The 20,016-nt window shown below is 68.1% G+C and carries 17 protein-coding genes; 15 read left to right on the top strand and 2 right to left on the bottom strand.

Annotation, left to right across the window (positions count from 1 at the left end):
* Positions 1 to 50 precede the first annotated feature (50 nt).
* The 8 genes from ACWDSI_RS13040 (at position 51) to ACWDSI_RS13005 (ending at position 7,088) form a co-directional block, all read left to right on the top strand.
* Positions 51 to 1,517 (top strand): aldehyde dehydrogenase, encoded by a 1,467-nt coding sequence (locus ACWDSI_RS13040; RefSeq protein WP_449756792.1) that lies wholly within the window; start codon positions 51 to 53, stop codon positions 1,515 to 1,517.
* A 71-nt stretch (positions 1,518 to 1,588) separates the two neighbouring features.
* Positions 1,589 to 2,326, top strand: coding sequence for an SDR family oxidoreductase (locus ACWDSI_RS13035; protein WP_449756791.1), 738 nt, complete (start codon positions 1,589 to 1,591; stop codon positions 2,324 to 2,326).
* Positions 2,323 to 3,204: an NAD(P)-dependent oxidoreductase gene (locus ACWDSI_RS13030; RefSeq protein WP_449756790.1), complete on the top strand. Its 882-nt coding sequence runs from the start codon at positions 2,323 to 2,325 to the stop codon at positions 3,202 to 3,204. Before ACWDSI_RS13035 ends, ACWDSI_RS13030 begins: the two co-directional genes overlap by 4 nt.
* Entirely contained in the window at positions 3,201 to 3,587 is a 387-nt protein-coding gene (locus tag ACWDSI_RS13025; protein ID WP_449746633.1) for a carboxymuconolactone decarboxylase family protein, read from the top strand. Before ACWDSI_RS13030 ends, ACWDSI_RS13025 begins: the two co-directional genes overlap by 4 nt.
* 10 nt (positions 3,588 to 3,597) lie before the next feature.
* Positions 3,598 to 4,986, top strand: coding sequence for an alpha/beta hydrolase domain-containing protein (locus ACWDSI_RS13020; protein WP_449756789.1), 1,389 nt, complete (start codon positions 3,598 to 3,600; stop codon positions 4,984 to 4,986).
* Positions 4,987 to 4,990: 4 nt separating this feature from the next.
* The gene (locus tag ACWDSI_RS13015) at positions 4,991 to 5,638 is read left to right on the top strand and encodes a PaaI family thioesterase (RefSeq protein ID WP_449746635.1); all 648 of its coding nucleotides are present in this window, start codon (positions 4,991 to 4,993) and stop codon (positions 5,636 to 5,638) included.
* Between the two features lie 337 nt (positions 5,639 to 5,975).
* Positions 5,976 to 6,158, top strand: a complete 183-nt coding sequence (locus tag ACWDSI_RS13010) for a hypothetical protein (RefSeq protein WP_449756788.1) — start codon at positions 5,976 to 5,978, stop codon at positions 6,156 to 6,158.
* Between the two features lie 9 nt (positions 6,159 to 6,167).
* Entirely contained in the window at positions 6,168 to 7,088 is a 921-nt protein-coding gene (locus tag ACWDSI_RS13005) for an amidohydrolase family protein (RefSeq protein ID WP_449756787.1), read from the top strand.
* Between the two features lie 4 nt (positions 7,089 to 7,092).
* On the opposite strand, the gene ACWDSI_RS13000 is transcribed toward ACWDSI_RS13005, so the two are convergent.
* Both ACWDSI_RS13000 and ACWDSI_RS12995 read right to left on the bottom strand, forming a co-directional pair.
* Positions 7,093 to 7,362, bottom strand: coding sequence for a DUF2277 family protein (locus ACWDSI_RS13000; protein ID WP_449756786.1), 270 nt, complete (start codon positions 7,360 to 7,362; stop codon positions 7,093 to 7,095).
* Positions 7,363 to 7,645: 283 nt separating this feature from the next.
* Positions 7,646 to 8,614: an NADPH:quinone oxidoreductase family protein gene (locus tag ACWDSI_RS12995; protein WP_449746643.1), complete on the bottom strand. Its 969-nt coding sequence runs from the start codon at positions 8,612 to 8,614 to the stop codon at positions 7,646 to 7,648.
* Between the two features lie 49 nt (positions 8,615 to 8,663).
* Between ACWDSI_RS12995 and ACWDSI_RS12990 the strand changes: the two genes are divergently transcribed.
* From ACWDSI_RS12990 to ACWDSI_RS12960, 7 genes are all read left to right on the top strand, one after another.
* Positions 8,664 to 9,362 carry a class I SAM-dependent methyltransferase gene (locus ACWDSI_RS12990; RefSeq protein ID WP_449756785.1) on the top strand — a complete coding sequence of 233 codons (699 nt, stop codon included), beginning with the start codon at positions 8,664 to 8,666 and terminating at the stop codon, positions 9,360 to 9,362.
* Between the two features lie 171 nt (positions 9,363 to 9,533).
* Positions 9,534 to 10,997 carry a nitrate/nitrite transporter gene (locus ACWDSI_RS12985; protein WP_449756784.1) on the top strand — a complete coding sequence of 488 codons (1,464 nt, stop codon included), beginning with the start codon at positions 9,534 to 9,536 and terminating at the stop codon, positions 10,995 to 10,997.
* A complete protein-coding gene (nirB, locus tag ACWDSI_RS12980) occupies positions 10,994 to 13,555 on the top strand; it encodes a nitrite reductase large subunit NirB (protein ID WP_449756783.1) in 2,562 nt (853 codons plus the stop codon). Before ACWDSI_RS12985 ends, nirB begins: the two co-directional genes overlap by 4 nt.
* Positions 13,552 to 13,926 (top strand): nitrite reductase small subunit NirD, encoded by a 375-nt coding sequence (gene nirD, locus ACWDSI_RS12975; protein ID WP_449756782.1) that lies wholly within the window; start codon positions 13,552 to 13,554, stop codon positions 13,924 to 13,926. The genes nirB and nirD overlap by 4 nt, the downstream gene beginning before the upstream one ends.
* Complete coding sequence (locus ACWDSI_RS12970) at positions 13,923 to 15,107, top strand: uroporphyrinogen-III synthase (protein ID WP_449756781.1); 1,185 nt, start codon at positions 13,923 to 13,925, stop codon at positions 15,105 to 15,107. The genes nirD and ACWDSI_RS12970 overlap by 4 nt, the downstream gene beginning before the upstream one ends.
* Positions 15,097 to 15,876, top strand: coding sequence for a sirohydrochlorin chelatase (locus ACWDSI_RS12965; RefSeq protein ID WP_449756780.1), 780 nt, complete (start codon positions 15,097 to 15,099; stop codon positions 15,874 to 15,876). The genes ACWDSI_RS12970 and ACWDSI_RS12965 overlap by 11 nt, the downstream gene beginning before the upstream one ends.
* A complete protein-coding gene (locus ACWDSI_RS12960; RefSeq protein ID WP_449756779.1) occupies positions 15,873 to 19,988 on the top strand; it encodes a molybdopterin-dependent oxidoreductase in 4,116 nt (1,371 codons plus the stop codon). Before ACWDSI_RS12965 ends, ACWDSI_RS12960 begins: the two co-directional genes overlap by 4 nt.
* Positions 19,989 to 20,016 lie beyond the last annotated feature (28 nt).

Below are 20,016 nucleotides of genomic sequence, written 5' to 3'. Positions count from 1 at the left end.
ACTAGCGTCGAACGGGAGTCCAGGCACCTGTCCAGATGGAGTTCCAGCACATGCCCCTCAGACCTGAATCCGCGTCGGATCTACTCATCGATGGCAAACTCGTTCCCGGTGGCGGCGGGACTTTCGAGATCCTCAACCCGGCCACCGAGGAAGTCATCGGGCGGGCCGCCGACGCCACTGCCGCCGACATGGACGCCGCGATCGGCGCGGCGCGGCGCGCCTTCGACACCACCGACTGGGCGCGTGATCATGCCCTGCGCGCCCGCTGTCTGCGGCAACTGCGCGACGCGCTACGCGGCCACATCGACGAGCTGCGGGAGCTGACGGTGGCCGAGGTCGGGTGCCCGGTGTTCCTCACCCACGGACCCCAGCTCGAGGGCCCCATCGACGACCTGGGCTACTTCGCCGACCTGGCCGAGAGTTACACATGGACAACAGATCTCGGCGAGGCCAAGCCGATGGGTCTGAAGAATCGCCGCGAGGTGCGTGCCGAGGCGGCCGGTGTGGTGGGCGCGATCACACCGTGGAACTTCCCGCACCAGATCAACTTCGCCAAGATCGGGCCGGCGCTGGCCGCGGGCTGCACGGTGGTTCTCAAGCCCGCACCCGACACCCCGTGGTGCGCAGCCCTGGTGGGCACGGTGATCGCCGAGGAGACCGACTTCCCGCCCGGCGTGATCAACATCGTCACCTCCAGCGATCACGCGCTGGGAGCACAGCTCGCCGAGGACCCGCGTGTGGACATCGTGTCGTTCACCGGATCCACCGCGACCGGCAAGAAGGTGATGGCCTCGGCCGCGACCTCACTCAAGAAGGTGTTCCTCGAACTCGGCGGCAAGTCGGCGTTCATCGTGCTCGACGACGCCGACCTCGCCGCCGCCTGCTCGATGGCCGCGTTCGCCGTGGTCACCCACGCCGGGCAGGGCTGCGCCATCACCACCCGGCTCCTGGTGCCCCGCAACCGGCTCGCCGAGGCCATCACCGCCACCCGCGATTCACTCGCCGGACTGGCCGCCGGGGACCCCAGCGACTCCGGAACCATCTGCGGCCCACTGATCTCCGCCCGGCAGCGCGACCGCGTCGAGTCCTACATCGCACTCGCGCGTGACGAGGGCGGCACCATCGAGATCGGCGGCACCCGTCCCGGCGACAAGGACAAGGGCTACTTCGTGTCGCCGACCCTGATCTCCGGGGTCGACAACTCCAGCCGCGTGGCGCAAGAGGAGATCTTCGGCCCCGTTCTGGTGATCATCGGCCACGACGGCGACGACGACGCGATCCGCATCGCCAACGATTCGCCGTACGGATTGTCGGGGGCGGTGTGGGGCACCGATCCCGATCGGATCGACAAGGTGGTCAACGGCGTTCGCACCGGCACCATGTCGATCAACGGTGGCATCTGGTATTCGGCCGACGTGCCGTTCGGCGGCTACAAGCAATCCGGCATCGGGCGCGAGATGGGGGTGGCCGGTTTCGAGGAGTACCTCGAGACCAAGGCCGTGGCCACCCCCGCCTGATCGTCCACCCCCATCACGCAAACACCCTTCGCACCCGACATCATTCGACATACAGAGAGCAGGCATCGCACATGGACTCACTTCGCTTCAGGGACAAGACAATCATCGTCACCGGCGCCGCCGGTGGGATCGGCGAGGCCTACGCGCGGGCGCTCGCGGGCGAGGGCGCATCGGTGGTGGTTGCCGACCTCAACGACGAGGCGGGCGAGAAGGTCGCCGCCGACATCGGTGGGCGGTACGTCCACACCGATGTCTCCGACCCGGACTCGGCACTCGCACTGGCCGAGGCCGCCGCCGAAGCCACCGGACGCGTCGACGGCCTCATCAACAACGCGGCCATCTACGGCGGCATGAAACTCGACTTCCTCATCACCGTCCCGTGGGACTACTACAAGAAGTTCATGAGCGTCAATCTCGACGGCGCACTCAACGTCACCCGCGCGGTCTACCCGAAGATGACCTCGGGCGGCGCCATCGTCAACCAATCCTCCACCGCCGCATGGCTCTACAGCGGCTTCTACGGGCTGGCCAAGGTGGGGGTCAACGGCCTGACCCAACAGCTGGCCGTGGAACTGGGCGGACAGAACATCCGGGTCAACGCCATCGCTCCGGGCCCCATCGACACCGAGGCCACCCGTACCACCACGCCCAAGGAGATGGTCGACGACATCGTGAACCGGTTGCCGCTCAAACGTTTCGGCACCCCCGAGGACCTGGTGGGCATGTGCCTGTTCCTGTTGTCCGACGAGGCGTCGTGGGTCACCGGGCAGATCTTCAACGTCGACGGAGGACAGGTCATCCGCTCATGACCGAGACCGTCGCCCCACCGCGACTGGGGTACGTGGGCCTGGGCAACATCGGTGGCCCGATGGCGGGCCGCCTCGCCAAGGCGCCCGGTGGCCTCACCGTGTTCGATCTCGCCCCCGACGCCGTCGCAAGGCTGATCGACCAGGGCGCCCGCGCGGCCGGCTCCCTGGCCGAGCTCGCCGACGCCGCCGACATCATCGGCATCTGCGTGGTCAACGACGACCAGGTGCGCGCGGTGGTCGCCGGCGACGGTGGACTGCTCTCGGCGGCACGCCCGGGCACCATCATCACGGTGCATTCCACGATCAGCCCGGCCACCGCCGTCGCACTGGCCGCTACCTGCGCCGAACACGGGGTGACACTGCTTGATGCGCCGATCTCCGGTGGTGCGCCAGGTGCGGAGCAGGGCCGGCTCGCGATCATGGTCGGTGGACCGCGCGAGGCCTACGAACGCCTCAAAGAACCCTTTTCGGCGGCCGCGGACATGCTCGTGCACGCGGGCAGCGAGGTGGGTTCGGGAACCAAGATGAAGCTGGCGCGCAACCTGCTGCACTTCATCTCGTTCACCGCGGCCACCGAGGCATCGCGGCTGGCCGAGGCCGCAGGCATCGACATCGCGAAACTCGGCAAGGTGGTGCGCCACACCGATGCCATCACCGGCGGGGCCGGTGCGATCATGCTCCGCGACACCACGGCGCCCATCGATGCCGACGATTTCTGGTACGGCGTGTTCACCCACGTGCGAGCCTTGGGCGAGAAGGACCTGTCGCTCGCACTCGATCTCGGGGCCGAACTCGGCGTGGACCTGCCGCTGGGCACCCGTGCCCGCGCCGATCTCGCCGCCGGCCTCGGGGTTCCGCATCGCGAAGGAGAGAAATGACCAACGTCGAAGAATCCGCCCCCACCGACCAGCGTCGCCGTGGCCTGGAGATGATGTCGAAGGTGTACGGCTGGGAGATGTCCGACGGCCCGGGTCTGCACTTCGCGCACACCGCCGACCAGCTCTTCGCCGAGGTGTGGTCGCGGCCCGCGCTGAGCATCCGGGACCGCCGGCTCATCCTGCTCGGCGCGCTGGCCGCGTCGGGTCAAGTCGACGTCGCCGAGATCCAGGCGGGCGCCGCGCTGACCAATGAGGAACTCACCCCCGAACAGCTCGAGGAGATCGCACTGTTCCTGTGCTACTACGTGGGCTGGCCGATCGGCACCAAGATGAACATGATGTTCGGCCAGGTGATCGGCAAACACCGCAGTGGAAGGGGCTAGCCTTCGGGATATGTCCCAGGCCATCACCTTCACCGAACTCACCGGCGGACAGGGTCATTCGATCATGTCGGCCACCCCCGGACCGGATCTGGCCCGTCACGGCTACACCGAGACCGAATACTCGGCTCGGGGGGTGGCGCGACGTTTCGCGACCGTCGACGACACGGCCACAGGTATCGAAGAAGCGGGTACGGCCCCCTTCGTGACGCGAATCCTGGTGCGCCGCCCCGCCGCCGATTCCGCCTTCGACGGTCACGTCGTCGTCGAGTGGTTCAACGTGAGCAGCGGCAACGACTCGGCACCGGAGTACACCTACCTCGCACCGGAGATCATCCGTGCCGGCTCGGCGTGGGTCGGGGTGTCCGCGCAGTACACCGGGATCGCCGGCGGTCCCGATTCGGTGGATCTGGAGACCACCGGCACCGGCGCCGCGGGAGTCTCCCAGCAGGGCCTGGCCGCCAAGGATCCCGATCGCTACGGCGAACTCTCCCACCCCGGCGATGCCTACTGTTACGACATCTTCGGAACGGTGACCAAGGCGTTGCGCGACAACGGTTCCCTCGGCCATCCGCTGTCCGGACTGTCGGTACGACGCGTGATCGCCGCCGGGGAATCGCAATCCGCGATGGCACTCACCACCTACGTCAACCTGTTCACCCGCGTACACCACGCCATCGACGGCGCCCTGATCCACTCGCGGCCGGTGGGCGCACTCCCGGCCCACCCCGACTCGCCGGCAGTGGACATCTCGTCGGCGTATCACGGCGCGCCGGTGCCCATCTCCGCGGATTGCGGCATTCCGGTGTTCGTGGTGCAGACCGAGACCGACGTGCTCACCGACTTCGACTACGTCCGTGCCCGACAACCCGATTCGGAGGTGCTGCGCGTGTGGGAGGTGGCCGGTAGCTCCCATGCCGACATCGTCCAGATCTGCGAGTATGAACATCTGCTCGGCTGCCCCAATCCGGTGAACCGCGGGCAACAGGTCTTCGTGCTGCGTGCGGCCCTGCACCACCTGCGCGGCTGGATCGACGAGGGCGTCTCACCACCGACGGCCGAGCCGCTCGCGGTGCTCCTCGATCGCACACCGCCCCGCTACGCTCTCGACGAGGCCGGAAACGTCCGCGGCGGGGTGCGGACACCGTGCGTCGACGTGCCCACCGAGGTACTCAGTGGCGTGTTGACCGGCGACGCACCGCGGATCTGCATCCTGTTCGGCTCCACCACGGTGATGTCCGAAGATGCTCTACGGCAACGCTATACGGACCCCGACGACTATCTCCACCACTACGTCGCCGCCACCGATACCGCGATCGGGCGCGGCATGATCCTGCCCGCCGACCGCACCGCGGTGCTGGCCGACGCCCGGCCCGACCCGATCCCAACCGAAAGCGAGTAGGCCCATGAAGTTCACCCTGGAGGACATCTCGCAGGAGGAGATCCTTCGGCGCCACACCACCTTCGAACCACTGGTGGACTCCGTGCGCGACCTGATCGACGCGGTGATCCGCACCGAGGTGGACGACGAGGTGCTGCACGACGCGCGCGAGGTGATCGCGGAAGTGGTGGATCGGCTGCGCAGCAGGCAGATCGACGGACCGTACGGGGTCCGCCACACCAGCGACTACGTCGGGATGCCATGGGGCAACGCGGTGATCGGAATGCGCAACGCGATCGCGCCGCCGCTGCGCACCGTCAAGGCCGACGGCGAGGCGAGCGCGACATTCACCCTCGGGGCCGCCTACGAGGGCCCGACCGACCACGTACACGGCGGCGTCTGCGCGATGGTGCTCGATCACGTCCTCGGTGAGGCGGCCAGTCTCGATCACGTGCCGTGCTACACGGGCACCATCTCGGTGCGGTACCTGCGGCCCACCCCGCTCGGCGAGCTGCACGTCCGTGCCTCCATCGTCGAGCGCGACGGCCGCAAGAAGATCGTGCGCGGCACGATTTCGGACGCCGACGGGGCCACCGCGGAGGCCGAGGGCATCTTCATCGTGCCCAAGGAGTGGACCGGGCCGATGCCGCATGTCTTGCGCGAGGACAACTGAGCGCAAGCACCGAACCGTACGTACGGCGCCCGCTGGAGGTCGAGCGTGCCCACTTCCGCGTCGAGCGTGCCCACTTCCGCGTCGAGCGTGCCCGGTTCCGCGTCGAGCGTGCCCACTTCCGCGTCGAGCGTGCCCACATCTGGGGCAGCTCAGAGGCTGGGGGATGTGAAAGCACTCGGAGATGTCGTCGAGTCGGCGCCCAGAGGGAGCGGCCGGCGAGTGTGTGGGAGGCCCTGAGCTGCGAGCGCCCGACCGGTGACTACGTTGCCGAATTCCGGCCGGGTCACACGTGGTCGCGTTTGGTGGGGCCAACCGAACTCGACGAGCTCAAGCAGGGGTGGGCACGCTCGACAGGGATCTGGGCCCGCTCGACGGGATTCTGGGCACGCTCGACACGGAACCGGGCACGCTCGACAGGGATCTGGGCACGCTCGACGGGGATCTGGGCACGCTCGACGGGGATCTGGGCACGCTCGACGGGGATCTGGGCACGGCTCGATCCGGCAGTGGCAGGCGGTAGCGTGGACGCGTGACCGACGACGCGCACGACGCCACCCCGGTACCGTTCTCCGTGGACGAGGCCAGGCGGGTACGAGAGCTCTGGCAGTCGCTTGGTGTGCCGGGGATGATCGACGTCCACACCCACTTCATGCCGCGCTCGGTGATGGACAAGGTGTGGGCCTACTTCGATTCCGTCGGACCCCTCGTCGGCCGCGAATGGCCGATCACCTATCGGGCCGACGAGGATGTGCGCGTCGCCGGACTCCAGGCATTCGGGGTGCGCGCCTACTCGTCGATGATCTATCCGCACAAGCCCGACATGGCGGAATGGCTGAACGGGTGGGCCACCGATTTCGCGGCGCACCATCCCGACTGCCTGCACACGGCGACCTTCTATCCCGAGCCGGACGCACCGGCGTATGTGGCCCGCGCCATCGCGGGTGGAACGCGAATCTTCAAGTCGCACATCCAAGTCGGTGATTTCTCGCCGCTCGATCCGCTTCTCGACGGGGTGTGGTCTCAGATCGCCGACTCCCGGGTACCGGTAGTGATCCACTGCGGTTCCGGACCCGCGCCCGGCCGGTTCACCGGGCCGGAACCGATCACCGCTCTGCTGCAGCGCTTTCCGTCGCTCCCGCTGATCGTGGCGCACATGGGCATGCCTGAATACAGCGAGTTCCTCGATCTCGCCGAACAATTCGAGAACGTACGCCTCGACACCACGATGGCGTTCACCGACTTCAGCGAGGCCGGCATGCCGTTCCCCACAGACCGTCGCGGTCAGCTCGCCGACCTCGGCGCCAAGATCCTGTTCGGCAGCGACTTCCCGAACATCCCGTACCCCTACCACGACGCGATAGCCGCCCTGATCCGACTCGACCTCGGCGACGACTGGCTGCGAGGCGTGCTCCACCACAACGCGGCCGCGCTGTTCTCGGTCGGGGATTGAGCGCTCAGCCGCGCGCGGCGATCCTCGCCTGCACCTCCGGGCGACGCAGCGGTGGCACGGTCTTGGGCGGCTGACGACGCTCGGGAAGCTGGTCGAGCAGCACCCGGGTGGTGGCGGCCACCGCGGCGACCGCGGCCTCGAAGGCCTCGGCACTGGTCGCCGAGGGATGCCGGATGCCGCTCACCTTGCGGATGTACTGGCGCGCGGCCGCCTCGACCTCCTCTTCGGTGGCCGCGGGCTCGAGCCCGCGCAACTCGGTGATGTTTCGGCACATGGATGTACCCCTCTGGGTCGGACGAGCCGCACCGGCGGCGGCGGCGTGGGCACACCGCTCCCACCACGATCCGCGCGTATCCCGTGCGCGTCAATCAGCGGCAGCGGCCGCGCCACCGCACCGCCGACCACCACACCGTCGACCACCACACCGTCTCAGTTCGGCCGCCGCGGATCGGGTCAGGGGTCGGGTCCGTCGGACTCGTCGATCGTCTTGTTGGCCATGCCGTCGCCGCGGCATGCCACCCGGGCGTCAGGCCGCCACCTGCGCACTCGCGAAGTACTCAGTCGGCGATGTGAACGACGGCCTTACCCAGGACTCGGCCCTCGGCCAGGTCGGTCAGCGCGGTGGGCAGGTCGGCCAGGGGGTAGGTGACATTCACCGGTGGCCGCATCCCGGCAGCGATCATCTCGGTGAGTTCCTCGTGCAGCAGTGCGGGCACGTCGGGATGGGTGCGGACGTACTCGCCCCACGCGGCGCCGACGATCGAGATGTTGCGGAACAGCACCCGGTTGAGTTTGACCGTCGGGATACCACCCGCGGCGAATCCGATCACCACGTAGCGCCCGTCGGGTGCCACCTGCCGTAACGCCTCGTCGAAGACGTGTCCGCCGACCGGATCGATCATCACGTCGACCCCTTCGGGCGCGAATTCGCGCAGCCGATCGCCCCAATCGTCGCCGAGTTGGACGACGTGGTCGGCCCCGAGGTCGCGCAGCATCTGCTCGGCACCGGTGCGATGCACGATCGCGACCACCTGTGCGCCCATTGCCTTGGCCACCAGGATCGAGGCCACGCCCACGCCGCCGGCGGCGCCGAGTACGCCGACGATCTCGCCCGGACCGGTGTGCGCGCGCAGTTTGAGCGCGAAGAGTGCGGTCTGGAAGTTGATGCCCATCGCAGCGCCCTGATCGAACGTCAGTCCGTCGGGCAGCGGCAACAGTTGTTCGGGGGAGGCGGCCACCCGCTCTGCGAAACCGCCCACGATCGACGCGACGAGCACCTTGTCGCCGGGCTGCACCGACGAGAACTCGGGCGCGTCGCGCACCACCCCGGCCACCTCGGTGCCCGGGGTGAACGGTGTGGGAATGCGGAGCTGATACTTGCCCTGACTCATCAGCAGGTCGGGAAAGCAGATTCCGCACGACTTGATGTCGACGACCACCTGGCCGTCGGCGGGGACGGGATCGGGAACGTCGGACAGTTGCAGCGCCTGGGGACCGGTCTCTGCGGTGAGCACCTGAGCTTTCATGCGCACAACCCTACGCGGACCGAGCGATCGCACGGTTAGGATCAGGGGCATGTCCGCACCCTCGGCGCCCCGACCGCTCTCTGCTCCGTCTCATGCGCGGCAGAAGGTGGCCGACGAGACACCCGGCTTCATGCCTCTCGACGAGGCCCAAACGCTGTTCGAGATCGCCGGAGAGTATCTGTCCCAACCTGATTCGACGGGCATCGGCATCGAGATCGGCACCTACTGCGGCAAGTCGACCGTGTTCCTCGGCGCGGCGGCCGAGCCGCTGGGCGCCACCATCGTGACCGTCGACCATCACCGTGGTTCCGAAGAGCATCAGCCCGGCTGGGAGTATCACGACCCCGCACTGGTCGATCCGCACACCGGCACCCTCGACACCTCCGCGCGGTTCCGGCGCACCATGTTCGACGCCGGATTGGAGGGTACGGTGATCGGTGTGCTCGCACCGTCGACGGTGGCCGCGCGTGTGTGGGGTTCGCCCGCCGACTTCGTGTTCATCGACGGCGGACACAGCATGGCCGCCGCCCAGAACGACCTCGACGGCTGGGCTCCCTGGGTTCGTATCGGCGGCGCACTGATGATCCACGACGTGTTCCCCGACCCCGCCGACGGCGGCCGCCCGCCGTACGAAATCTATTGTCAGGCAACGAATACCGGGCAGTTCACCGAGGTGCGGGCGGAAGGTTCGCTGCGGGTGCTGCGACGCGACTCCGGCGTGCCCGGCGAACCGCTTCCCTCGGCCTGACGCCGCTGCGGCTTCCTCACACACCCGCACACTCGCGGGTGAGCAGACCGTGACCGATAGGTCACGTCACGAAAACTTCTCGCAACAGCAGTTGCCTAATGTCGGTTTCGCACGGGTCGCGCCACCGTCCGCCGCGGCCTCACAGCTCCCCCTCCACGAAAGCGCCGACACATGAGCTATGTCTACACCCGTAAACACCACATCACCGGATGGGATCCGGAGGACCGCGAGGCCTGGGACAGCGGTGGTGCACAGATCGCCAAACGCAACCTGACCTGGTCGATCATCTGTGAGCACATCGGCTTCTCGATCTGGTCGTTGTTCTCGGTGATGGTGCTGTTCATGTCGCCGGAATACGGCATCAGCCTGGGCCAGAAGTTCACCATCACCGCGACGGCGACCTTCGTCGGCGCCTGCCTGCGCATCCCTTACACCCAGGCCACCGCCAAGTTCGGCGGCCGCAACTGGGCCGTCTTCTCCGCGATCGTGCTGCTCATCCCGACCAGCCTGGTGATGATGTTGATGATGAATCCGGGGAAGTTCGGATTCGGCTGGTTCCTGTTCGTCGCGGCACTCACCGGCCTCGGCGGCGGCAACTTCGCGTCGTCGATGACCAACATCAACGCGTTCTATCCGCATCGGCTGAAGGGCTGGGCGCTGGGACTCAACGCCGGCGGCGGCAACATCGGCGTTCCGGTGATCCAGTTGATCGGTCTGCTGGTGATCTGGCTGGCCCCCGGCAGCCCGGAGATCGTGTGCGCGATCTACCTGGTGCTGCTGGCGCTCGCCGGGATCGGCGCGTCGTTCTACATGGACAACCTCGACCATCAGACCGCCAGTTACCGATCGATGGTCGACTGCCTGAAGTACCGCGACACCTGGTTGATCTCGCTGCTCTACATCGGCACCTTCGGCTCGTTCATCGGTTTCAGCTTCGCGTTCTCCCAGGTCCTGCAGATCAGTTTCAAGTCGTCCGGCTCGGCCACCCCCGCACTGGCCGCCGCGCAGATCGCCTGGATCGGCCCGTTGCTCGGATCGATCTCGCGTCCCTACGGCGGCAAGCTCGCCGATCGCTTCGGTGGCGGCCGGATCACCCTGATGTGCTTCGCCGGGATGATCGCGTCGTCGACGATCCTGGTGATCGCCGGCATGGTCGCCGACGGCCACCCGAACAACAAGATCGAGTCGCCGCAGCTCATCGCGTTCGTCGTCGGATTCATCCTGCTGTTCCTGATCTCCGGCATCGCCAACGGATCGGTCTACAAGATCATCCCCACCGTCTTCGAGCACAAGGCCCGCAACATGGCCGGCCTCACCGGAATGGGCAAGGTGATCTGGTCGCGCAAGATGTCGGGCGCCCTCATCGGTATCGCAGGTGCCGTCGGCGCGCTGGGCGGCGTGGGTATCAACTTGGTGCTGCGATCGAGCTACAAGGCGAATCAGTCTGCCACAGCGGCGTTCTGGGTGTTCCTCGGATTCTATGTGCTGGCCGCGGTGATCACCTGGTACTTCTACGCTCGCCGCGAGATCGTGCTGCACGACACCACCACCGACGTCGCCGTGCCCGCCGAGACCGCCGGGAGCGAGCCCGCGAGCACCGACAGCGGTGACTCCACTTCGGAGGCTCGCGTATGACCACCTCGACGACACCGCGCCCGACGACCGTGGTCATCGGCCACGGCATGGTCGGTCACCGATTCGTCCAGGAACTACGGGAACGCGACGCCGACAACAGGTTCCATGTGGTCGTGCTCAGCGAGGAACCGATCGCCGCCTATGATCGCGTGGGCCTGTCGAGCTACGTGGGATCGTGGGACCCCGCGACGATGGCCCTGGCCGGCAACGCCTACCCCGACGACGACCTCGTCGAGTTGCGGCTCGGCGAGTCGGCCGTCGCCATCGATCGTGAGGCACGGTGCGTCACCACCTCATCCGGTGACCGGATCGGTTACGACGCACTGGTTCTGGCGACGGGTTCCTACCCGTTCGTGCCGCCGGTGGAGGGCAAGGACAATCCGCGCAGCTTCGTCTACCGCACCCTGGCCGATCTCGACGCCATCCGGGCGGCGGCCGAGGCCGCCGGCCCCGGTGCGCCCGGCGTGGTGGTGGGTGGCGGACTGCTCGGCCTCGAGGCCGCCAACGCCTTGCGGCTGCTCGGCATGACACCGCACATCGTGGAGTTCGCGCCGCGGCTGATGCCGCTGCAGGTCGACGAGGGCGGCGGTGCCCTGCTGGCCTCGCTGGTCGGTGACCTCGGGCTGCACGTGCACACCGGGGTCTCGACCACTGCGATCGCCGACTCCGGCTCCGATTCCGGTCCGCTCGCGGTCACGCTGTCCGACGGCATCGTCCTCGACGCGGCACTGGTCGTGTTCTCCGCCGGGGTGCGCCCGCAGGACGCACTCGGTCGCGAGTGCGGTCTCGACATCGGCGAGCGCGGTGGAATCATCACCGATACCGGTTGTCGCACCAGTGATCCTGCGATCTGGGCGATCGGCGAGGTGGCCGCGGTCGAGGGGCGCTGCTACGGACTCGTGGCACCGGGCTACACGATGGCCGAGATCGCCGCCGACGGCGTCCTCGGCGTCGACGACACCCTGTTCCCCGGCGCCGACATGTCCACCAAACTCAAGTTGCTCGGCGTGGACGTCGCGAGTTTCGGCGACGCGATGGGTGTCACCGAGAACGCACTCGAGATCGTCTACTCCGACCCGGTGGCCGGCACCTACAAGAAGCTCGTGCTCTCCGACGACGCGTCGACGCTTCTCGGCGGCATCCTGGTGGGCGATGCGGACGCCTACGCGATGCTCAAACCGATGGTGGGACGTGAGATCCCGGGCGACCCGTCCGCGATGATCGCGCCCGCAGCCGGGGAGGGCGGTGGGATCGGTCTGTCCGCGCTCCCCGACGACGCCGAGATCTGTTCGTGCAACGCCGTTTCCAAGGGAACGATCTGCGGCGCGATCGCCGATGGCGCGTGCAGTGTCGCCGAGATCAAGAAGTGCACGTCGGCCGGCACCACGTGCGGCGGCTGTGTGCCCTCGATCACCCGGCTGCTCGCCGATTCCGGTGTGGAATTGTCCACGGCGCTGTGCGCGCACTTCACCCAGTCGCGCGCCGAACTGTTCTCCATCGTCGCGGCGACGGGTATCCGGACCTTCTCCGAACTGATCTCCCGGTTCGGCACCGGACAGGGCTGCGAGATATGCAAACCGACCGTGGCGTCGATCCTGGCATCCACCTCGAGCGACCACATCCTCGACGGCGAGCAGGCCGCACTGCAGGACACCAACGATCACTTCCTGGCCAACCTGCAACGCAACGGCACCTACTCGGTGGTGCCGCGGATGCCCGGCGGCGAGGTCACCGGGGACCAGCTGATCGTGATCGGTCAGATCGCCAAGGATTTCGGGCTCTACACCAAGGTCACCGGGGGCCAGCGCATCGACCTGTTCGGCGCCCGCGTCGAACAGCTTCCGCAGATCTGGCGTCGCCTCGTCGACGCCGGGATGGAGTCCGGCCACGCCTACGGCAAGAGCCTGCGCACCGTGAAGAGCTGCGTCGGATCGAGCTGGTGCCGCTACGGGGTGCAGGATTCGGTGGCGATGGCGGTGCGGCTCGAACATCGGTATCGCGGCCTGCGGTCGCCGCACAAACTCAAACTGGGCGTGTCGGGGTGCGCCCGGGAGTGCGCCGAGGCGCGCGGCAAGGACGTCGGCGTGATCGCGACCGAGCACGGCTGGAACCTGTATGTCGGCGGCAACGGAGGCCAAAGCCCCAAGCACGCCCAGCTGCTGGCGTCGGGCATCGACGACGACACACTGATCCGCTACATCGACCGGTATCTCATGTTCTATATCCGCACCGCGGACCGGCTGCAACGCACCGCACCGTGGCAGGAGAGCTTCACCGGAGGACTCGATCGGTTGCGAGAGATCGTGTGTGACGACATCCTGGGTATAGCGGGAGACCTCGAAGCCGCCGTCGCCCGACATGTCGACGGCTATCGCGACGAGTGGGCCGCCGTCCTCGACGATGAGGACAAGCTCCGGCGGTTCGTCTCCTTCGTCAACGCCCCGGATACACCCGACCCGACCATCGCGTTCGACGATTCGTCCGGCCGCAAGGTACCGGTGTTGCTCGGCTCGCCCACCTTCGGTTCCTCCGCTGCGCCCCAGGAGGCCACATCATGACCGCACTCGACGACGCACCCACAACCCAGCGCGGCGCGTGGGTGCGCGTGTGCAGACTCGACGACCTCACGGTGGGCCGCGGGGTGGCCGCTCTCGTCGGCCCCACCCAGGTCGCGGTGTTCCGGCTGTCGGCCGATGCGGCCGACCCACGGTTGCGCGCGGTGGACAACATCGACCCGTTCGGCCGCGCGGCAGTCATCTCGCGCGGCATCGTCGGCGACCGAAACGGTGTGCCGACGGTCGCCTCACCGCTGCTCAAGCAGGTGTTCTCGCTCGACAGCGGGGAATGCCTCGACGACGAGACGGTGGCGCTGAACACCTATCCGGTTCGGGTGGTCGACGGAGTCGTCGAGGTGTGCGCCAACCGATGACTCACTCCGCCTCCTCCACCGCGCCGACCGCGAATGTGGAGAAGACACTCACCGGATTCACCATCGGGGTGACCGCAGCCCGGCGCGCCGACGAGTTCGCGGCACTGTTGGAGCGCCGTGGCGCCGAGGTGCTGCACGCACCGGCGATCCGCATCATCCCCCTCGTCGACGACGACGAACTCGAACGTTCCACCGAGTCGGTACTCAAGGACCCGCCCGACATCTTTGTCGCGACCACCGGTATCGGTTTCCGCGGCTGGGTGGAGGCCGCCGACGGTTGGGGGCTCGCCGACCATCTCGTCGAGACGCTCGGCGGGGTGCGACTGCTCGCCCGCGGCCCCAAGGCCAAGGGCGCCATCCGTGCCGCGGGGCTGCGCGAGCAGTGGTCGCCGCCGAGCGAATCGTCGAGTGAGCTGATCCGCGAGTTGCTCGAGGAGGGCGTCGCGGGCCGCCGGGTGGCGGTGCAACTGCACGGCGCCACCACCGACTGGGAGCCGCTGCCCGATCTGTGCGAGGTGCTCCGCGAAGCCGGTGCCGAGGTGATCCCCGTGCCCGTCTACCGGTGGGTTCCGCCGCAGGACACCGAACCGATGAACCGCATGATCACCGCGGTGGTCGATCACGACCTCGACGCCATCACCTTCACCAGCGCACCGGCGGTGGCCTCGATGCTCGGGCAGGCCAACCACATGGGGGCACTCGAGTTGTTGCTGCATGCGATGCGCACCGCGGTGCCGGCCATGTGCGTGGGCAACGTGACGGCCGGCCCGCTGCACGCCCTGCAGGTGCCCACCCTGCAACCCACCCGCTTCCGATTGGGAGCACTGGTGCGGCTGATCGCCGAGGAGTTGCCCCGGCGCGCACTCACGCTGCGGGTGGCCGGCCACGACGTGGGTTTCCGCGCCGCCGGCGTGGTGGTCGACGGTGACCACCGCCCGGTCACCGGAGCGAGTATGGCCCTGCTGCGGGTGCTGACGCGCGTTCCCGGACAGGTGATCTCGCGCCAGTCCATGCTCGACGAACTGCCCGGCGGCGGCTCCGACACGCACGCGGTGGAGATGGCGGTCACGAGACTGCGCTCCGCCCTGGGGGATTCGAAGATGATCCAGACCGTGGTGAAACGCGGGTACCGCCTGGCGGTGGACCTCGAATACGACGAGAACGATATCGATGACAACTGACCCCGCATTCACCACCGGCCCTGCACGCATCGACGACCGGGAACCGGCTCGCCGGCAGCCGTTGCTGGTGGCGCACGGTACCCGCTCCGCGCACGGCGTTCGGACCGTCGGCCGCATCACCGACCAGCTCAGCGCGCTGATCGGCCCCACCCGCACCGCGTTTGTCGACGTGCTGGGGCCGAGCCCGAGCGAGGCCCTGGGCGCAGATACCGCCGCCTCGGTGGTGTTGCCGGCGTTCCTGGCCGCGGGCTATCACGTGCGCCGCGACATTCCCGAGCACATCGCCGGCAGTGGCCACCCGGACGTGACGGTGGCACGCAACCTCGGACCGGACCCCGTCCTCGCGGAGATCGTGATCGACCGGCTCCGTGCCGCGGGCTACCACGACGGCGACGGCGTGGTACTGGCTGCGGCCGGGTCGTCGGATCCGCATGCGCGTGCCGACGTTCAGGTCGCGGCGCAACTGGTGGCCGAGCGCCTCCACATCGAGGTTCCCGTCGGCTATATCGCGACCGGGCAACCGCACATCGCCGACGTGGTCCGGGCCACCCGCCGCCGGGGTCGGAGACTGTTCATCGCGTCATATCTCCTGGCTCCCGGCCTCTTTCACGACCGGCTGGCGGGTTGCGGCGCCGACGGTGTGGGCGCGCCGCTCGGTGCCGATCCCCGCATCGCCGCGCTCATCGCGATGCGGTATGTGCACGCGGTCACCGATGCCGTGCTGCGCTCGGCGGTGCCCGCGCAGCGTCCGACGGTGCCCGCGCGATGACCGACACCGTGAACACCCTGTGCGCCTACTGCGGAGTGGGCTGCGGCATGGTGCTCCACCTCGCCGACGATCCCGCCACCGGTCGGCGGCGGGTCACGAAAACCGTTGGCCGCAAGGATCATCCGACGAACTTCGGACGCCTGTGCACCAAGGGTTCGACCACCGTGGATCTGCTCGGCGCGTCGGGCCGGATGGAGAAGGCATCCCTGCGGCGCAGCCGTGACGAGCCACGGGAGTCCGTGGACGTGACGACGGCCATCGACTATGCCGCCGAACGGATGCGCGCGATCGCCGACGAGCACGGCCCCGACTCGGTGGCCCTGTACGTGTCGGGGCAGATGTCGCTGGAGTCGCAGTACCTGTCCACCAAACTCGCGAAGGGCTTTCTGCGCACCACCCACATCGAGTCGAACTCGCGGCTGTGCATGGCCAGCGCGGGCACCGGGTACAAGCAGAGTCTCGGCGCCGACGGGCCTCCTGGGTCGTACCAGGATTTCGACCACGCCGACCTGTTCGTGCTGATCGGATCGAACATGGCCGACTGCCACCCGATCCTGTTCCTGCGCATGATGGAACGCGTGAAGGCGGGGGCGACTCTGATCGTCGTCGATCCGCGGCGGACCGCGACCGCGGCCAAGGCCGACCTGTTTCTGCAGATCGCGCCCGGCACCGACCTCGCGCTGCTCAACGGCCTGCTGCATCTGCTCGTCGAATCCGGTTCGGTCGATGAGGATTTCATCGCCGATCACACCGAGGGCTGGGAACAGATGCCCGAGTTCCTGGCCGACTACCCACCCGCCGAGGTCAGCCGCATCACCGGCCTGCCCGAATCCGACATCCGGCGCACCGCCGAACTCATCGCCGGTGCCGACAACTGGATGAGCTGCTGGACGATGGGACTCAACCAGAGCACGCACGGCACCTGGCACACCAACGCGATCTGCAATCTGCACCTGGCCACCGGCGCGATCTGCCGGGTGGGCAGCGGACCGTTCTCGCTGACCGGACAGCCCAACGCGATGGGCGGACGCGAGATGGGATACATGGGTCCGGGTCTGCCCGGCCAACGCAGCGTGGCATCCGCCGACGACCGCGCGTTCGTGGAACAGAAATGGGGGCTGCCGGCGGACACCATCCGCACCGATGTGGGGCCCGGCACCATCGCCATGTTCGACGAGATGCGCAGCGGAGCGATCCGCGCCTGCTGGATCATCTGCACCAATCCCGTGGCGAGCGTGGCGAATCGGTCGACGGTGATCGAAGCGCTCGAGCGATGCGAGCTGGTGATCGTGCAGGACGTCTTCGCCGACAACGAGACGATGGCCTACGCCGACGTGAGCCTGCCGGCGGCAATGTGGACCGAATCCGACGGGGTGATGGTCAACTCCGAGCGCAACCTGACGCTGTTCGAGCGCGCGGTGGACCCGCCGGGGGACGCCCTGGCCGACTGGGAACTGCTCGCTCGGATCGGTTCTCGCATGGGGTATCCCGAGGCGTTCGACTACGGCTGCGCCGAGGACGTCTTCGCCGAGATCCGCGAATTCTGGAATCCGGCAACCGGATACGATCTGCGCGGCGCGAGCTACGAGCGGCTGCGCACCACACCGCTGCAGTGGCCGTGCCCACCGGACGACGACGCCGACCGGCACCCGGTGCGCTACCTCAACGACGGACGCAGCCAGCGCAAACTGATCGGTGCGGACGGCACCGAACCGGACTTCGTCTTCGCCACCGGAAGCGGGCGGGCGGTGTTCCATGCGCGACCGGCCCTGCCGCCCGACGAGCTCCCCGACGACGCATTCCCGTTCGTGCTCAACACCGGCCGGCTGGCCCATCAATGGCACACCATGACGAAGACCGCGCGCGTGGCCAAACTGATGAAGCTCAACCCGGATCCGTTCATCGAGATCCACCCAGACGATGCCGCGCACGCACAGATCTCCGCCGGCGACCGGGTGTGCGTCGCGTCGCGACGCGGCAGCGCGATCCTGCCCGCGGTGGTGACCGACCGTGTGCGCCCGGGCAACTGCTTCGCCCCGTTCCACTGGAGCGACATGTTCGGCGAGGATCTCGCCATCAACGCGGTGACCAACGACGCCGTCGACCCCACCTCCCTGCAACCGGAGTTCAAGGCGTGTGCGGTGTCGCTGACCCGTGTCGGCCCTGCCCCGGTGCCGAGTACACGGGCCGCGGAGTCACCGCCCGCATCGTCGCTCGCCGGTTCGTCGCTCGCCGCGACGCTCGGAGTGACGGAGTCGTTCGCACCGCCGGTCCTCGAGGCCGCCGAGCAGCGTTACCTCGCAGGTCTGCTCGCCGGATTGAACAGCGAGGTGTCCCTGCCGGGCACTCCCGTCCTTCCCACCGGCGCGCCGCTGCGCGCGGAGGTGGCACAGTGGGTCGCGGGCGTGCTGGCCGGCGCGTTCGCCCGGGTGGGCGACGACGGTGGCGCCGGCACGCCGGACGCCACGTCCGGTGCCGCGCAGACCGTCGAGATCCTGTGGGCATCACAGACCGGCACCGTGGAGGATTACGCACCCACCGTGGTGGAACGGTTACACGACAACGGGATCGACGCCCGCATCCGATCCCTCGACGACGCCGGGCCGGACGCGCTGCGATCGGCGGGCACCGCACTGGTGTTGACCTCGACCACCGGCGACGGAGATCCGCCCGACAATGCCGCGGAGCTCTGGGAGTCGCTCAGCGCCGACGATGCGCCCGCACTCGACGGATTGCAGTATGCGGTACTCGCGTTCGGCGACCCCTCCTACGACGAATTCTGCGGATTCGGACGCAAACTCGACGCACGGCTCGCCGAACTCGGCGCCACCCGGCTGCTCGACCGCGTTGACTGCGACACCGACTACACCGCTGCCGCAGCCGGATGGGTCACATCGGTCACGTCCACGCTGGCCGATGCCGGGGCGGCCGGCACCGCAGGCAACGGCACCGCAGACACCGGCACCCGCGATGCGCCCACCGAACCGGCCACCCGGGCATACGGCCGGTCGAACCCGTTGCCGAGCAGGCTGATCCGCAACGAGCGGCTCAACGGTCCGGGTTCGATCAAGGACGTCCGTCGCTTCGGCTTCGCCCTCCCGCCGGACACCCTCGGCTACGAGGTGGGCGACTCACTCGGCGTGTGGCCGCGCAACAGCCCACTGCTGGTCGACGCCTTCCTCGAGGCCACCGGCATCGACGGCGACACCGAGGCGGGACTCGGCGGTGACTCGATCTCGCTGCGCGAGGCCGCGCGGACGCGACTCGAGATCGCCAGGATCACCCCGTCGGTCCTCGAATTCGTCTGCGCCCGATCGGGGTCGGAGGATCTGAGTATGCTGCTGGCGCCGGACAACAAGCAGGCCCTCGACAAATGGCTGTGGGGTAGGCAGATCCCCGATCTGCTCACCGCCCACCCGATCCGGGCGAGCGTGGACGACTGGCTCTCGGTGCTCTCACCGCTCGCGCCGCGTCAGTACTCGATCTCGTCGAGCCCGCTGGAGAATCCGGACGAGGTGCAGCTCACGGTGTCGGCGGTCCGCTACAACGTGCACGGCATCCCGCGTCACGGCGTGTGCTCGACCTATCTGGCCGATCACGCTGCCGACGACGACATCGGGATCTGGGTGCAACGCGCCGCCCACTTCGCTCCGCCCGACGACCCGGACACACCGATGATCATGGTGGGCCCGGGCACCGGGATCGCGCCGTTCCGCGGCTTCCTGCACCATCGTCGCGCCCTGGGCCACCGCGGCCGCAACTGGTTGTTCTTCGGAGAACAGCACGCCGAGACCGACTTCTACTACCGCGACGAACTCGAGCAGATGCTCGCCGAGGGCACATTGACCCGCCTCGACGTCGCCTTCTCCCGCGACCAGCCGTCGAAGATCTACGTGCAGGACCGGATGATGGAGCACGGCGCGCAGATCTGGTCGTGGCTGCGCGACGGTGCGCACTTCTACGTGTGCGGTGACCGAAACCGGATGGCGCGCGATGTGGACGCCGCGCTCACCGGGATCGTCGCCGAACACGGCAAATTGTCGGGACCCAGCGCCGAGTCCTATGTCAAATCCCTGGCCGCCGACAAGCGTTACGTCCGTGACGTCTACTGACCGACCCTTCGATGAAAGGTGACCGACC

The organism is Gordonia sp. NPDC003429 (assembly GCF_053588575.1).
Note: the sequence above shows the minus strand (reverse complement) of the source record. Positions and strands in the feature narration are given on the sequence as shown.

What these genes read in the sequence shown, in the direction of transcription:
- ACWDSI_RS13040 (WP_449756792.1), top strand. Translation starts at nt 51, where the DNA reads ATGCCCCTCAGACCTGAATCCGCGTCGGATCTACTCATCGATGGCAAA.
- ACWDSI_RS13035 (WP_449756791.1), top strand. Translation starts at nt 1,589, where the DNA reads ATGGACTCACTTCGCTTCAGGGACAAGACAATCATCGTCACCGGCGCC.
- ACWDSI_RS13030 (WP_449756790.1), top strand. Translation starts at nt 2,323, where the DNA reads ATGACCGAGACCGTCGCCCCACCGCGACTGGGGTACGTGGGCCTGGGC.
- ACWDSI_RS13025 (WP_449746633.1), top strand. Translation starts at nt 3,201, where the DNA reads ATGACCAACGTCGAAGAATCCGCCCCCACCGACCAGCGTCGCCGTGGC.
- ACWDSI_RS13020 (WP_449756789.1), top strand. Translation starts at nt 3,598, where the DNA reads ATGTCCCAGGCCATCACCTTCACCGAACTCACCGGCGGACAGGGTCAT.
- ACWDSI_RS13015 (WP_449746635.1), top strand. Translation starts at nt 4,991, where the DNA reads ATGAAGTTCACCCTGGAGGACATCTCGCAGGAGGAGATCCTTCGGCGC.
- ACWDSI_RS13000 (WP_449756786.1), bottom strand. Translation starts at nt 7,362, where the DNA reads ATGTGCCGAAACATCACCGAGTTGCGCGGGCTCGAGCCCGCGGCCACC.
- ACWDSI_RS12995 (WP_449746643.1), bottom strand. Translation starts at nt 8,614, where the DNA reads ATGAAAGCTCAGGTGCTCACCGCAGAGACCGGTCCCCAGGCGCTGCAA.
- ACWDSI_RS12990 (WP_449756785.1), top strand. Translation starts at nt 8,664, where the DNA reads ATGTCCGCACCCTCGGCGCCCCGACCGCTCTCTGCTCCGTCTCATGCG.
- ACWDSI_RS12985 (WP_449756784.1), top strand. Translation starts at nt 9,534, where the DNA reads ATGAGCTATGTCTACACCCGTAAACACCACATCACCGGATGGGATCCG.
- nirB (WP_449756783.1), top strand. Translation starts at nt 10,994, where the DNA reads ATGACCACCTCGACGACACCGCGCCCGACGACCGTGGTCATCGGCCAC.
- nirD (WP_449756782.1), top strand. Translation starts at nt 13,552, where the DNA reads ATGACCGCACTCGACGACGCACCCACAACCCAGCGCGGCGCGTGGGTG.
- ACWDSI_RS12970 (WP_449756781.1), top strand. Translation starts at nt 13,923, where the DNA reads ATGACTCACTCCGCCTCCTCCACCGCGCCGACCGCGAATGTGGAGAAG.
- ACWDSI_RS12965 (WP_449756780.1), top strand. Translation starts at nt 15,097, where the DNA reads ATGACAACTGACCCCGCATTCACCACCGGCCCTGCACGCATCGACGAC.
- ACWDSI_RS12960 (WP_449756779.1), top strand. Translation starts at nt 15,873, where the DNA reads ATGACCGACACCGTGAACACCCTGTGCGCCTACTGCGGAGTGGGCTGC.